The sequence below is a fragment of the Candidatus Pelagisphaera phototrophica genome (genome assembly GCF_014529625.1).
GTDB classification, from domain to species: Bacteria; Verrucomicrobiota; Verrucomicrobiia; order Opitutales; family Opitutaceae; genus Pelagisphaera; species Pelagisphaera phototrophica.
In genome coordinates this window covers 1,240,237-1,254,745 of the sequence record NZ_CP076039.1, presented here as the reverse complement: position 1 = coordinate 1,254,745, position 14,509 = coordinate 1,240,237, and the positions used below count along the sequence as shown (strand labels likewise).

At 46.8% G+C, this 14,509-nt stretch carries 11 protein-coding genes; 7 read left to right on the top strand and 4 right to left on the bottom strand.

The window, feature by feature from the left end:
* Positions 1–280: 280 nt before the first annotated feature.
* Both GA004_RS05440 and GA004_RS05435 read left to right on the top strand, forming a co-directional pair.
* The gene (locus GA004_RS05440) at positions 281–2,953 is read left to right on the top strand and encodes a DUF1592 domain-containing protein (RefSeq protein ID WP_283396293.1); all 2,673 of its coding nucleotides are present in this window, start codon (positions 281–283) and stop codon (positions 2,951–2,953) included.
* Positions 2,954–3,021: 68 nt separating this feature from the next.
* On the top strand, positions 3,022–4,425 hold the full coding sequence (locus GA004_RS05435) for a DUF1552 domain-containing protein (protein ID WP_283396292.1): 1,404 nt from the start codon (positions 3,022–3,024) through the stop codon (positions 4,423–4,425).
* A gap of 75 nt (positions 4,426–4,500) precedes the next feature.
* Here GA004_RS05435 and GA004_RS05430 read toward each other — a convergent pair whose 3' ends face one another.
* Positions 4,501–4,821 (bottom strand): sulfatase-like hydrolase/transferase, encoded by a 321-nt coding sequence (locus GA004_RS05430; RefSeq protein ID WP_283396291.1) that lies wholly within the window; start codon positions 4,819–4,821, stop codon positions 4,501–4,503.
* A 25-nt stretch (positions 4,822–4,846) separates the two neighbouring features.
* Here GA004_RS05430 and GA004_RS05425 point away from each other — a divergent pair, with 25 nt between their 5' ends.
* A complete protein-coding gene (locus tag GA004_RS05425) occupies positions 4,847–6,781 on the top strand; it encodes a trypsin-like serine protease (RefSeq protein WP_283396290.1) in 1,935 nt (644 codons plus the stop codon).
* A gap of 55 nt (positions 6,782–6,836) precedes the next feature.
* On the opposite strand, the gene GA004_RS05420 is transcribed toward GA004_RS05425, so the two are convergent.
* Positions 6,837–7,250 carry a hypothetical protein gene (locus GA004_RS05420; RefSeq protein ID WP_283396289.1) on the bottom strand — a complete coding sequence of 138 codons (414 nt, stop codon included), beginning with the start codon at positions 7,248–7,250 and terminating at the stop codon, positions 6,837–6,839.
* A 27-nt stretch (positions 7,251–7,277) separates the two neighbouring features.
* A complete protein-coding gene (locus GA004_RS05415; RefSeq protein WP_283396288.1) occupies positions 7,278–7,406 on the bottom strand; it encodes a hypothetical protein in 129 nt (42 codons plus the stop codon).
* 95 nt (positions 7,407–7,501) lie between these two features.
* Here GA004_RS05415 and GA004_RS05410 point away from each other — a divergent pair, with 95 nt between their 5' ends.
* On the top strand, positions 7,502–10,504 hold the full coding sequence (locus GA004_RS05410; RefSeq protein ID WP_283396287.1) for an exo-alpha-sialidase: 3,003 nt from the start codon (positions 7,502–7,504) through the stop codon (positions 10,502–10,504).
* 41 nt (positions 10,505–10,545) lie between these two features.
* The gene (locus GA004_RS05405) at positions 10,546–10,815 is read left to right on the top strand and encodes a sulfatase-like hydrolase/transferase (RefSeq protein WP_283396286.1); all 270 of its coding nucleotides are present in this window, start codon (positions 10,546–10,548) and stop codon (positions 10,813–10,815) included.
* A 320-nt stretch (positions 10,816–11,135) separates the two neighbouring features.
* On the opposite strand, the gene GA004_RS05400 is transcribed toward GA004_RS05405, so the two are convergent.
* On the bottom strand, positions 11,136–11,753 hold the full coding sequence (locus tag GA004_RS05400) for a sulfotransferase family 2 domain-containing protein (RefSeq protein WP_283396285.1): 618 nt from the start codon (positions 11,751–11,753) through the stop codon (positions 11,136–11,138).
* A gap of 723 nt (positions 11,754–12,476) precedes the next feature.
* Here GA004_RS05400 and GA004_RS05395 point away from each other — a divergent pair.
* Complete coding sequence (locus GA004_RS05395) at positions 12,477–13,277, top strand: polysaccharide pyruvyl transferase family protein (RefSeq protein WP_283396284.1); 801 nt, start codon at positions 12,477–12,479, stop codon at positions 13,275–13,277.
* Positions 13,278–13,301: 24 nt separating this feature from the next.
* The gene (locus tag GA004_RS05390) at positions 13,302–14,480 is read left to right on the top strand and encodes a glycosyltransferase family 4 protein (RefSeq protein WP_283396283.1); all 1,179 of its coding nucleotides are present in this window, start codon (positions 13,302–13,304) and stop codon (positions 14,478–14,480) included.
* Positions 14,481–14,509: the final 29 nt, after the last annotated feature.

Sequence of the window (14,509 nt, the reverse complement as noted above, 5' to 3'; positions counted from 1 at the left end):
AAAATTCTTTAAACAGGGCTCGAATGACCTCATGGCGAAAAATTACTATTATTAGGCACAAATAATACAAGCTGATTAAGGATGAATTTTGGTAGGATAATTCTGTATGGAGTGAAACCCGCTCTAATCTGCCGGTCGAACGTTACCCTCAGGAACATTAATTTAGTATTAGATATAGCACTACATTTCGGATAAAGTTAATGTCGCTCTCGTGGGACTCGGATTTGTACCTGAGGACAAAGCGGAGCGAAGACGCAGGAGTGATTTTCAATCAACAATAATGAAAACCCTTTTCGTACTATTTATTTTATGGAGCATTAGCTCCGCACAAGTTCAAGCTAAACCTTCTTCTCTCGAGGAGGCAAAAGCCGAAGGTACACTTCGATCGAGTTATCTAAATCAGAACAAGCCGGCCGTATCCAATATAGTGCCCGAAGCCAATTTGGAAGTATTTCACAAAACGATTGAGCCACTCCTGAGCGATAATTGCTACCAGTGCCACGGTCCGGATAAGCAGAAAGGCGATTTCCGGATCGATACTCTGAACCCCGACCTGATTAACAGTGGTGACGAACTGTGGTGGCTGGATGTAATGGATGTTATTACTAATGGCGAAATGCCGCCAGAAGATGCGGACTTCGAAATGGCTGATGAAGTCCGTGGAACGATTGTCAACTGGCTAACTAAAGAGGTTCAAGTAGCTTCGCAAGTTCGTCGCAGTGAGGAAGGGCATTCCTCCTTCCGGCGTATGACGCGCTACGAATACAACTATGCATTGCAGGACTTGCTGGGTCTCCCCTACGACTTTGCCAAGAACCTACCTCCGGAAACCGCTTCGGAGGATGGGTTTCAAAACAGCTCAGAAATGCTGCAAATGTCGGTAAAGCAATTTGAGCAATACAGGCAGCTGGGGCGAAGTGCTTTGGAGAAAGCAACGGTTCGTGGGGAGCGTCCGGAAATAGTATTTTATTCCATTCCCATTGATGAGGCCGTGGAGAAGTTACGCAAGCGGATCGTTACCGATATTGATAATCGAATCAGAAATGAGCAAATCGCCCCGGAAAAGCGCGAGGAAGAAATTGATAAGCAAAATCAAAGGTACGCAAAAAATATAAATCGCGCTCACTACCTGGATCTGAGTACCGGCGAAGGTTATAGAGCAGTTTATCGATATCATGGAGCCAAACAATCGCATGCTCCAGTTGCAGCACTTCCGAATGTACCTCCTCCTTCAACTCAAGTGGCGATCGTACCCGCTCAGCAGGAAATTAAATTTGATTTAGGCGACTGGCTTCCCGAAACAGGAGATCTTCGTGTTCGCGTTCGAGCCTCCCGTACTACCACAGAAGGAGAGAGTTACCCCAGCCTACGAATATTCTTTGGTTTTCAAGCAAGCAATAATTCAGAAGGCATTCGCCGTATCGGTCATAAGGATACATCTATCAAGGCCTCACCAGGAGATCCGCAGTTTTATGAATGGACCATTCCCTTGGGTGAGACGCCTAGGAATCTTTTTCGTGGAATCCAACAGATGGGACAAATTCCTAACCCGACCGAATTCCTGGAATTTCAAAACATTCATCAGGATAACTCCAAACAATCAACATCGGGCATTCAAATCGACTATGTAGAGGTTTCGGCTCCGGTATATGCACAATGGCCACCGGAGTCACACGGTCGGATATTTATAGATAGCAGAAACAAGGGCACGGAGAGCAAGTATGCCAGGGAAGTTTTGGCATCATTTATGCCACGTGCATGGAGGCGCTCCGTCACGAAGTCGGAGATAGATCAGAAGCTCAAACTTTTCAAAGAAGTCCGTCCCGTCTGTGATGATTTTCAGGAAGCGATGATTGAAGTACTGGCCGGCGTCATCTCCTCCCCTCAATTTCTCTATCTTGTCCAATCAGAGCCGGCCAAAGGCAAGAAGGGCGAAACAAACTTAAGCGGCTATGAGTTAGCGACACGTCTTTCGATGTTCATCTGGTCGAGTGTACCGGATGAAGAACTCCTCACTTTGGCTGAGAAGGGAATGCTTAGTGACCACAAGGTCCTCGCTCGTCAAACGCAACGACTATTAGGCGATCCAAGGGCACAGCGGTTTTCTAAGCACTTCGTTCGTCAATGGCTGGGCATGCAATTGCTCGATTACCTGGATGTGGACGAAGATCTGTATGGTAATTTTGATGACTATTTAAAAGAGGCCATGCAAAACGAGTCTATCGCTCTATTCCAAGAAGTAATGCACGAGAATCGTAGCGTGATGGATTTCATTCATGCTGACTATGCAATGGTCAATGAACGACTGGCTCAGCACTATGACATCCCAGGAGTTTATGGAAATGCTTTTCAAAAAGTGACACTCCAACCAGAGAACGTTAGAGGCGGCCTACTGACGCAGGCGGGGCTACTTGCGATGAACTCCGATGGCAAAGATTCTCATCCACTGAAGCGTGGCATTTGGTTACTCGAAAGCCTACTCAACGATCCGCCACCTCCCCCACCAGCGGCTGTGCCCGAAATTGACCTGAGTGACCCCGAGATTCTTAAGATGACACTCAAGGAACGCATGGAAGATCACCGCAATGACCCAGCCTGCTTTTCCTGTCATGCCAAAATCGATCCCTGGGGAATTGCTTTTGAGAACTTTGATGCCACCGGTAGCTGGCGCGAAACGATTGGAGACAAACCAGTCGATGCCTCAAGCAAGCTTTTCAACAAGCAGGAACTCAATGGAATTGATGGCCTGAAACGCTTCCTGCTTGAGAACCGACAGGATCAATTTGCCCGTGCTATGACCCACAAGCTCACCACCTACGCCCTGGGCCGTCCGCTTAGCTTTTCCGACCGCGCCAGCATCGAAGAAATCACCGCCAAGCTCCGCAATAAAGGAGATGGACTTGCGGACCTCATTTCGCTTATCGTTACCAGCGATCTTTTCCTCACGAAGTAATCTTGGTACCTGCACACAGAAACCTGATACCTGCTAAGCCCTAGTCACACGCCCTTCACCCAATTGTCATGAAAGTAAATTTAGCAACTCTCGACCGCCGTAAATTCCTTAGAGGTCTTGGCGGCTTCGCCCTTGCTCTTCCCATCTTCGAAACCTTTTCAGGATTAGCCCACGCCGCAAAGCAGAAGAACAAGAAGCGTTTTGCTGCCTTTTATATGCCAGATGGTGTGCCCATGCCGTTAAAGGAGGATCCATCCTATCAGGATTGGAGTTGGTTCCCTCATGGTAGAGGAAAAGATTTTACGTTCACCAAGTGCCTGGATCCACTTGAGCCATTGCGCGATGAGGTAACCGTGTTCGGTGGGTTATCCCACCCCGCGGCAAGAAGTGTTCACGGTCACTCGAATGCAGATCAGTTTCTTACCGGAGCTGATACGGGAGACTACGGCGATTACGACAACAGCATTTCACTCGACCAACTGTTTGCCGCTCAGGAAGGAGTACATAGCCGCTTATCATCCATGGTTCTTTCTACAGATGGAGGTACTGGGTCTCCAAGGGGAACGCACACTATTTCATTTAACGAACAAGGCCGCCCCATACCCGCGGAACACAAGCCGAAGCATATTTTCGACATGCTCTTCGTAAAGAGCAGCAAAGATGCAGCCCGTCGGTTGGCTATGAGCAAGTCTGCTCTGGATGACCTTGTTACCGATGCACGCTCTTTAAAAAGAAGCTTATCTAAGCACGATCAGGAAACACTACAAGAGTACTTGGATTCAGTTCGCGATACAGAAATTAAAATCGAAAAGGCCAAGCGCTGGATGGATATTCCACTCCCTCAAGTCGATGTCGATCATCTGACCCTCGATGTCACTCCAGAAGATCCACGTGTCTATATGCAAACCATGTACGAGCTCATCTATCTGGCCTTCAAAACAGATTCGACCCGAACCGTCACCTACCAGCTTGGACGGGAAAACGGACTTGGAGCTAGTGACTATCTTGCACGGGCTGTCGGCTTCAACCTTACCCACCAGCTTAGTCACAAGACCAAGGAACCGGATGGCTACAAAAATTTTGGCACCTACTGCAATTTCCACAGTGAGGAATACGGCCGCTTCCTTACCAAGTTGAAGGAGACCCCGGAAGTCGGAGGCACCGGCAACATGCTGGACAACACCGTACTTTTATTCGGATCCGCATCGAGCGCATTCCACCTTTCTCGCAACTACCCATTAATCCTCGCTGGTGGCAAGAACATGGGCTTCAAGCACGGCCAGTATCTCAAGTATGGCTCTGGTAATGAGGACAACCAAGCCACATCCGGGATCCGCACCGACGTAGGCTGGCGCGGAGAAATGGACTTCGAAGAGCTTCCCCTCTCAGACCTCTACCTCACCATGCTTCATAAGCTCGGAGTGGAGACTGATAGTTTTGGTGGCAGCAGCCATACCTTGGCGGAAGTTTAATCCGTCAACCGCTCTTCCCTCGGACTTTCAGGTGGGAATAGGAGTTAAGCAATTCAGTGTGGAAGTTCAGTAGACCTAAACGGTTTCCACCAGTTTGTTATTCACAGTAAAATATCCCGAGAAACGGCCTGTCATCGGGCTGATCCTGGACCGCACACATACCGGTTTGGTGGCATAGGCGCGGGTAAAACGAATACCGTTTGCAGCAACGTAATCCATGGTTGGCGTTTTGAGCCACCTGTTGCCCACGCAGCTCATCATGTTGGCACTCTGCTGGTCCGTGAAAACATAGATAATGTTCGGCTTGTCATTCTCTTTTGGTTCATCTGCCGCGGCAGCCGGAGTTAAAGCCGCAATTGCCGCGGCGATTGCTATCTTGCCAAGCGTGTAACCCATCTAAATCCTTGGTCTCCTATCTGTCATGTTGTTTGTTTTGTTGATAGGAAATTCAATCGTGCTGGTGTTGCCCGAAGCTTTCATGAACGTTAGCAAGACCGATGCCCGCCGCATACTTGTTTTCTTCGTCCTCTTTTTGGCATTTGCTCAGTTTCAGCAAAATAGCAAGGGAGTCGTAACCTCGGACGGTAATGGCACGCACATCACGACTCCCGGGATGGCGATGTTCGGCATAGATCACGACGGCGTGGTCGAGATCCTGCGCAACGGGAATTTTTCCTGCTCGGGAGCCCTTCTCCAAGGAGGGTTTCATGTGCTGACTGCTGGACATTGCGTGAACAGTGAGGACATCGCGAATATGGCAGTGCGGTTCCACTTGCCGAATGGTTCAGTCGACATAGCAGCCGAATGGTGGACGCCTCATCCGGATTTCCCGGAGATCAGCGGTACGGACGTGGGCATCATCACGCTGGCGGAACGGGCCCCTCCGGAGATTCCCCGTTACAACCCGTTGCGATCCGTTGGAATGGAAATCGACGTTCCGAATGTCGTCTTTGGTTACGGTCAATCGGGATACGGTTTGACGGGGAAAGAACCCCGCGATGGGAACAAGCGAGGGGGGCACAACATGTACGAAGCGACGGGAGCTACCCAGAATATCAACCTTTCTACGGTGGGTGGTAGTGACGCCGAACGGTGGCTATTCTCTGACTTCGACAACGGCCTAACCGCGAATGACGCTTTTGGGTTTCACTTCGACAAACCGAATCTAGGTTTTGGACCCGACGAGGTTTACGCTTCCAGCGGCGACTCCGGCGCCCCGATTTTCGTGAACAACGGATACAGCCACGTAATCGCCGGGACGGTGAGCGGAGGGGCGCGTTTTAGCGGAACGCCAAATGCTGACGTGGATGATACCGTGAACGGGACCTGGGGACAGTTTTCGCGGGATGCCCGAGTCGCGGAGGCGGGCAACCTGGCATTCATCGAATCGTTTATCTCAGCCGTCGTCGAACCTCAACCCCTAGCTGTTGTTTCTAGCTCAGGGGGGCTCACTTTGGAGATGTCTGGGCCTGTGGGGCAGCCGATTTACCTTCGCGTGTCTGCGGACCTCGTAAACTGGGAGCAGGCGGCGGTGCGCCGGATGACCCATGCGACCGAACTGTTCGAAGTTTTTTCGGCGTCCGAGATGCAAATCCTGCAGCAGACATTCGTGGTAGCGGTCCGTGAGCCGGTCACACCGCCGGATGCTCCCGATCCGCCCGAAACACCGGTTTCAAATCCCCCGGAGGAAGGACTCTTTGGGGCGGATTCCAATTCGGGTCAGTTGCTGGGGATTTCCCCGCTAACGGGTGCAGGCGGCGCATACGGAGCGACCGGTGTGGCGGATCTCAGCGGGCTGGCCCTCGACGTGGAATCCGGAATTCTTTACGGGATAGACAGTACGACAGATTCGCTGGTTATTATCAACACGACGACCGGTGCTTCAAGCTTCGTGGGGGCTCTAGGCGTGAGCTTCTCTTATGTCTCGGGCTTGGCTTACGATCCGGATAGCAAGGTTCTCTATGCGACCAGTAGCGGGATCGCGGCGAATCTCTATACGGTGAATACCGCCACCGGACTGGCGAGTTTGGTAGGACCGCTCGGTGTGAATATGCCGGGATTGGCGTATGTTCCCGAAGCCTTAACCTTGTATGGGGCGAGCGGACAGACGAATTCGCTTTATACGATTAATACGGTCACAGGGGCACCGACGCTCGTTGGTGATCTGGGTATTGATACGCAATGGTGCGGGCTCGCCTACGATGCGGCTTTGGATAGTCTCTATTTGTCGGATACGATAAGTGATAATCTCCATACAGTCGATCGATTGACGGGATTGGCCACCTTGGTGGGAGCTATGGAAAGCGGGATGGTTAAGGGACTCGCGGGAGAGAACAGAGTGATCGTCGGACAGTGATGCGGTCCTTGGAAGATAACCCTCGTTCAATAGAATCTCCTATCAACAATCCAGACTACTCAGAATACCCCACATCATTGATCAACAAGGGCCTTACTTTATTCGACCACTGTTCATAGGCAGATGCCATTTGCTGGACGATCTCCGGGTGATCGGCATCGACTTCCCTATCCTGGCTCGGGTCGCTTTCCAAATTATATAACATCCACTTTCCTCGAGGCGCCTTTCCGTAATTTTTATTTGGATACTTTGTACACAGCAATCTGTCTCCAGCAACTGCTTCTCTAAAAACCTCGCACTCTCCATCGCGCGTCACATTCCTTCTCCCAGACAGCACCTCGTTTGCTACTACGGTGCCTACAGCAACCGAGCCCGCGGTGATCGCCGCAAGCACGCGGAAAACGTGAAGGCCGACTACCTTAAAGTTCCAGTAATATAGGGCTTCTGCAGGATCCTTTTCTTCCCACACTTTGGGATCCGTCCACTTTCGAATAGCCTACTCCGCCCGATCATCAGCACTGACATCAATCTCCGTCTCCCCTCCCGTGAAAAAGGCCGGCTTCGCCTCTTCTGCAACCAGACCCAGTGTCATCAGGGTAATCCATATTCCGATTAGTGATTTCATTTGAGCCGCTCTCAAAAATGCGAACTTGAGTATCTTCTGCTCATTTACAAGGATTGCAAAATCCGTTCTTAATAAAACCCTCTACACTTTGCCTGATGTCATCAGATAACTCCCAGCGAGCCAAATTCCTCGAAATCGGGAATCACTCAATCTCTCTTTTTTTGCTCACCGTATCGGCCTTGGTCGTATCCCGAGCAGATGCAGAAGACTGGAAACTCCAGCCACTAAAATACAATAATCCCGGTCTCGTCGTAGACCTCGGCGTAGGCCTCTGGGCCTGGCCACTCCCGATGGACTATGATGGTGACGGCGACATGGATCTTGTCGTCTCGGGGCCTGACAAGCCAACCAACGGTCTTTACTACTTCGAGAATCCAACCCAGGATCCGGGCCTGAAGATGCCCGTCTTCAAACCAGCTATCTATCTTGGACCAACAGGCCAAAACGTCCAAGTCAGTTTCGTTGATGGACAACCGTGCTTGCTGAGAGAGAACTATGAATATCCCAACTTCCGCGAAACCGGCGCCGGTACGGAAGGTAAGAAAATCTACGATAATGCCCGTTTTCATCCCGGTAACACTCGCGCTCGCATGTGGCGCTACGTCGACTGGGAGGGCGATGGCGACCAAGATCTCATTGTTGGTATTGGCGACTGGTCAGACTACGTCTGGGATCAGGCCTACGACTCCGAAGGACGCTGGCGCAATGGGCCGCTACATGGTTGGGTCTACCTCATCGAAAACATTAATGGCAACTACTCGAGCAAACCAAAGAAAGTTTTAGCAGGAGGATCCCCAGTCAACGTTTACGGTTGGCCAAGCCCCAATTTTGCCGACTTTGATGGCGATGGGGATCTTGACCTTCTCTGTGGGGAGTTTCTTGATGGCTTCACCTACTTCCAAAATATCGGCTCGCGTGAAAAGCCCTCATATACCACTGGATTTAAGCTGAATGGAGAAGACAACTCACCCCTCGTGATGCACCTGCAGATGATCGTTCCGACCGCGATCGACTGGGATGGTGACGGGGATCAGGACCTCATCGTCGGAGACGAAGACGGTCGAGTGGCATTGGTGGAACATACGGGTAAGATCAGTAACGGAGCTCCGGTTTTCAAGCAGCCAGCATACTTCCAACAAGAGGCTGAAACCCTAAAATTTGGTGCTCTTGCCACCCCTTACGCTCACGACTGGGACAGGGACGGAGACGAAGACCTCGTTGTTGGCAATACCGCGGGCAATATCGCTGTTTTCAGTAATCTCGATGGAACCGGCACTCAATGGAGTGCTCCTGAGTTGATCGAGGCCGATGGAAAAGTATTCCGTGTCCTTGCCGGCCCCAGCGGCTCAATCCAGGGACCGGCCGAAGCAAAGTGGGGCTACACCACCCTTTCCGTTGCAGACTGGGACGGTGATGGGCGTGATGACATCCTCTACAATTCCATCTGGCCACGCATCCAGTTACTGCGGAACACCAAAAATGGTTTGATCGAGGAGCCCCTGACCTTTTGGACAGAGGAATCGCCCCCGAAGTGGTACTGGTGGCAGGCCAAGGCCGAAAACCTTCAGACTCAATGGCGAACGACCCCGCTTGCAACTGACTTCGACGGCGACGGGCAGCTCGATCTGGTCATTCTTGATCAGGAAGGCTACCTGACCTGCCAAAGTCGAGCATCTGACGAAGTCCGGATTTTTATTGATGAGGACAATCAGCCCATCCGTTTGAACACAAGATCCGCCGGACGCAGCGGGCGCTACAAGCTTGATGTCGTCGACTGGGATAGTGATGGGCGCCTCGATATCCTTGTAAACTCTGAGAATGCATCTTGGTATCGAAACTGTGAAGAGCGTAACGGCAAAGTCGTACTCAAGAAAGTCGGCAACCTCGCGAGGCGAAACGTTGCCGGACACACCTCGAGCCCAACTGCGTGCGATTTTGATCAGGATGGCAAACCTGACCTCGTCGTTGGCGCAGAGAACGGCCGCATTTACTACATCAAACACGATGCCTGCATCAAATACTCGCCAGATCAGATTGCCGCGCGAAAGCCGAGGGAAAAAAAGAAGCCTCGCTTCCCTGGATTCATCAGCGAAGGATTCATTTACGAGAAGGCTTCTTTCCCTCAATGCCACGCATCCACCATCTGCGAAACCCCACGCGGTCTTGTTGCCGCCTGGTTTGGCGGAACAAAAGAGAAACATCCTGACGTAGGCATCTGGTCCAGCTACAACGACGGCTCCGGCTGGTCGTCTCCTCAGGAATGGGCCAACGGGATTCAGCACGAAGATCTCCGTCATCCTTGTTGGAATCCGGTTCTCGTTCAGCCACCTGGAGATGCTCCGACGATGCTTTTCTTCAAAGTGGGACCGAATCCCCGCACCTGGTGGGGCGAGGTTATACTCAGCTATGACTACGGTCGTTCTTTCCGTGAGCGCAGAAGACTTCCTTCCACCATTGATGGACCAGTTCGCTGCAAACCTCTCTTTCTTGAAAACGGAGACTTGCTGTGCCCCTCGTCTACCGAGCATGCTCACGACTGGCGCTTCCACTTCGAGATCCTGACGGATCATTCACGACCAGAGCTCGGAACCTCGTGGAAACGCATCGAACCCAAGACTCAACCCTATCAGGTCATCCAACCAACCCTGTTGACTCATAGTGATGGTTCGCTTCGGGCTCTCATGCGCTCGAAACACGAACAGATCGCCGAGAGTATTTCGAAGGATGGAGGGCGCACCTGGAGCGAGCTCAAACTGATCGAACTACCGAACAACAATTCCGGCATTGAATCGATCACGCTAAAAGACGGTCGGCACCTCTTGCTCTACAACCACACCGGCGGCCGCCCTGATCGGGCTGAAGGCTGGGGACAACGCAACGTTCTCAACCTCGCTGTCAGCGAAGACGGGTTGGAGTGGAAGGAAGTCGCCACGATTGAGAATGAGAACACTGGCGAATTTTCCTACCCGGCCATGATCCAGTCCAGCGACGGGCTCATTCATATGACCTACACGTGGAATCGCCAAAAGGTGAAACACGTCGTCGCTGATCCCGGAAAACTGGTATCAGGTAAGGTTCTCAATCTCGAATCCGAGTAGTCGTCGTCATGAAAGGTTGGCTCACCATCTGCTAACTCGCGGTGGCGATCTGCTCCCACGCTAAGCCACCGAACATCGTCTTTATCGTCGGCGATGATATTGGCTACGGAGACTTCGGCTGCTACGGGAGCCAGCTCAATGCAACGCCGCACATTGATGCTCTAGCTTTAAGGGGATTGCGTTTAACCGATTATCACACGGCTGGTGCAATGTGCAGTCCGACACGTGCTTCCATCCTGACTGGCCTCTATCCGCACCGTTTCGTTCAGGACGAGTACAGGTGCTCGGACAAAAACATACTATTTAACTGATAGAAAAATTAGTTCAAAAATGATGAGTGATGCGTGATGAGAAGCGCACATTTTAAAACGAATATAATTTTGCTAACTGTAGTACTATAGGCCAATGTAATTTTCATTTTTTCAAAGTGAGGATCGGGCGCGATCACAAGCATGAGAGATTTGACAGGCTACGCGATGGACCTACATCCTTTTTCAGAACAATTATTCTCTAGAACAAGGAAATTATTTATTGAGTTGGCAAGGATGGGAACTTTTATTCCTTTCCCTCCGAATCAAATAGGCCAGATAAAGTTCCAATTATTAAATCACAAAAAGAATCTTCAGTAGTTCTAAAATTTATAGTTAAAATCTTTAAAAATATACCTATACTTTTTAAGTACAAATTGTTTTAATTCTTCGTCGTAATAGGACCTGTAATTATTTTTTGATTTTCGGTATTTTGTTTTGGTTCTTGGTAATTCGCCCTGAGGGATACCAATAATTTCACAAACCCGATTAAAGTCTTCTTCTAGGTTCTCATATCTGATATAAAAATTACTCGACTTCATTATCGGACGGTGCCGAATTGTTAAATAATAAAAGGGACTGTTATCTATTCCTATATTTTTGACGAACTCATCGAAGCCTAAATTTCTGGATTTCCTAAAATGAAACATTGATACCAGAGTATCAAAGGGGTTACGAATAACGGTAAATTTATAATAAAAGAAATATTTGATCAAACCGATATTCTTCAACACTTGTATTGGGTGTATATGGTTAAAGAAACTACCTTCATTTTTAGCCTCTATTCTATAATTTGTCTCATCAAAACTGGTATTAAAATCGGAGAGTCGGGTCACAACATCATTTTCCTCCATATATTTTGATAGGTATATTTCAATACTGGTACCCGCAACCTTTCTAGGTTTAAAAAAAATAAATTTCTTAGTGTGCGAAATGATCATATCGTCTTGCTTTCTTTGGAAAACCTACCACAAAACTTTTTTATACATGAATTAGTTCAATAATATTTTTATAAATCCAATTTTTAGAAACAATCCACATTACAAACATAAGGTGCTTAATCTTTATAACTTAACTTTAAATGAAGTCAACCTTCTATAAACGTTTAAGGGATCTCCAACCCAGGCAACACCATTTATTTTTCCATTAGGATTAAACCGGAGCACATTGAAGCCATGCCTGTACAGAATTTTAATAAATTTCAACATTTAACATGCAGGCTCCTGAAGACCTTGTCAATTTTCAACCTGTTATAAATAATTTTTTTAAAATTGATTAGCACCTTCTAAAAGTTCGGGCCTGCATCCTCTATATCCATCCTAAACCCGATTGTAATCTTTACTTTAAAATATACCTTCCCATCCATTTCAAACCTATTAATATCTACCTTATTAACAATTTTTTATTTTTTTTACTTTTAGTGGACTCTAATCCAAGTTTACGGAACTTAAAATTTTCAACTATACCCTTGTTTTTAGCTACAACTTTGTTAGCTTTACCCATTCTGTAATTCAAGTAATTTCTCAATTATCGATATGTTTTCAATGTTTACTTCGTAAAAATAATCTTTTATATAGTTTTCTAAAACCTTACACACTTTCAATAATATCCTTCTTAACCCTTCCCTCCTAATTGAATCAAAACAATTGAATTTCCTATCAGCAATGATAATTAATGTTCATCGTAATAGTGTAAACAATATCGGAGATTTATTGTCGTCGCCATTAAAATATTTTAAATATGATAATAAAACAAAAGTTATTGATATTTGTGATGCTTATAAATCTGTTTTTTTTACTAAATACTTGTGCAAGTTGAAGCTAGAAAAACTGCATATTATTTTTGGCGGTGGGGGATTGCTCGATAATAGTTATTTCGAAAAGGAATTAAACTATATAACGAATCTGAAACCCGATTCAATCATTTACTGGGGTGTTGGGCACAATAAACATTATAATGAAAATATTTCTAGGTTGAATAGTAGCTCAAAAGCTTTACTTCGAGCATCCAAACTTTGGGGAGTTAGGGATAAAATAGAAGGCTTGAACTACTTACCTTGTTCAAGTTGTATGCATCCTGCCCTTGGTATGAATCTAGGTTTAAGGAATGATATTGTGATTTACGAGCATGAGCACATACCTCTAAGCACTAGCGACTTAGATACTAAGCCTAAGATGACTAATAATAATCAGGACTTCGAAGAGGTAGTTAAGTTTCTGGGTTCAGCAAACTATGTAATAACTAATAGTTATCATGGCATGTATTGGGCATTACTTCTAAAGAAAAAAGTTGTGGCTGTGCCATTCTCAAATAAGTTCGATTTGTTTTCGTATGATGTTCCCATGGGAGGAATTGAAGAATGGTCCGAATTACTTGAAAAGAGCACCATTTATGATAATGCTTTAGAGGAGTGCAGACTTTTAAATAATGAATTCTATAAAAAAACACTTACCTTGTATCAATAAATCTAACTTCTAAAGGGGCTCTTTGTGAATATATGTCTGATTAGTACGCGATTTCCGCCAGAAAATGGAGGTGGAATAGGCACTTATATTTTTAATCTTTCTAAAGGCTTAGTAGCGCTTGGACATACAGTTCATGTTATTACGGCAACCAGCCATAAATTTTATACAACCGAACAAGAGGGCTCGTTGCTTATTCATCGTTTACCTAAAAAAACTTTACCTTTGGTCGAACCATATTTTCCAGGGTTACGCTGGAGCACTCAAATTTATCAACTAATTAAAAGGCTTCACAAATTTTCGCCTATAGAAGTAATAGAATTCCCTAATTGGGAAGCCCCAGGAATTGTCTCTCAGTTATTACTAGACATTCCTACTGTAGTGCGAGCACATACTCCTCTTTTTGAAATCTTACGCATAAATGGTAAAGAAATAGGTTTTGGCGACAAAATGGCTTGTAGATTTGAGGAATGGTCTTGTAGGAAGGCAAAGCAATTAGTAACTTCAACCCGTTTTCATGCTAAAACTATCTCTGATAAATATAATATTAATATAAGTGATATTCGTATTTTGAGCTTGGGTATCATCGATAAGAATCCCAATGATAAAGTATTAAAGTCCCAGTGTAATCTCTTTAAAATATTGTATGTGAGTCGGCTTGAACACCGAAAAGGCACACTGGCTTTCCTAAAATCTATTTCTTACATACATAAGCAATATCAAAATATTCAGGTTGATATTATTGGCACAGATAGAGCGCACGCCCCAGGCGACATTAAATTTCAACAATTCTTTAATGAAAACTTAAGCGACTATTCAGAAGCGGTAACTTTTCATGGCTTTGTTGACGATCTAATGCTCGATCTTTTTTATAAGGAGGCTGATATTTTGGTTGTGCCATCAGTTTATGAATCATTTGGTTTAATTTATGTGGAGGCTATGATGTATGGGGTTCCTTCAGTTGCCACTGTAGCGGGAGGAATTCCAGAAGTTATTACCAATGGTGTAGATGGCTTTACAATCGGAATAAATGACTGTAAACAAATTACTAAATGTGTTATCAGTCTAATTAATGATCGGGTCTTGCTTAATACAATGAGGCATGCTGCACGAGAAACATTTAAAAATAATTACGACTATTTAGTCATGTCCAAAAATACAGATCAACTTTACCAAAAATTAATTAACGACAAGAGACGTTCATAAATAAGCTAATTCTTTTAACGTAACTTTAA

Excerpts from the sequence above, each read along its gene's own strand:
- GA004_RS05400 (WP_283396285.1), bottom strand. The coding sequence starts at position 11,753 with ATGATCATTTCGCACACTAAGAAATTTATTTTTTTTAAACCTAGAAAG.
- GA004_RS05435 (WP_283396292.1), top strand. The coding sequence starts at position 3,022 with ATGAAAGTAAATTTAGCAACTCTCGACCGCCGTAAATTCCTTAGAGGT.
- GA004_RS05415 (WP_283396288.1), bottom strand. The coding sequence starts at position 7,406 with ATGAAATCACTAATCGGAATATGGATTACCCTGATGACACTGGGTCTG.
- GA004_RS05425 (WP_283396290.1), top strand. The coding sequence starts at position 4,847 with ATGTTGTTTGTTTTGTTGATAGGAAATTCAATCGTGCTGGTGTTGCCC.
- GA004_RS05430 (WP_283396291.1), bottom strand. The coding sequence starts at position 4,821 with ATGGGTTACACGCTTGGCAAGATAGCAATCGCCGCGGCAATTGCGGCT.
- GA004_RS05410 (WP_283396287.1), top strand. The coding sequence starts at position 7,502 with ATGTCATCAGATAACTCCCAGCGAGCCAAATTCCTCGAAATCGGGAAT.
- GA004_RS05395 (WP_283396284.1), top strand. The coding sequence starts at position 12,477 with ATGATAATTAATGTTCATCGTAATAGTGTAAACAATATCGGAGATTTA.
- GA004_RS05440 (WP_283396293.1), top strand. The coding sequence starts at position 281 with ATGAAAACCCTTTTCGTACTATTTATTTTATGGAGCATTAGCTCCGCA.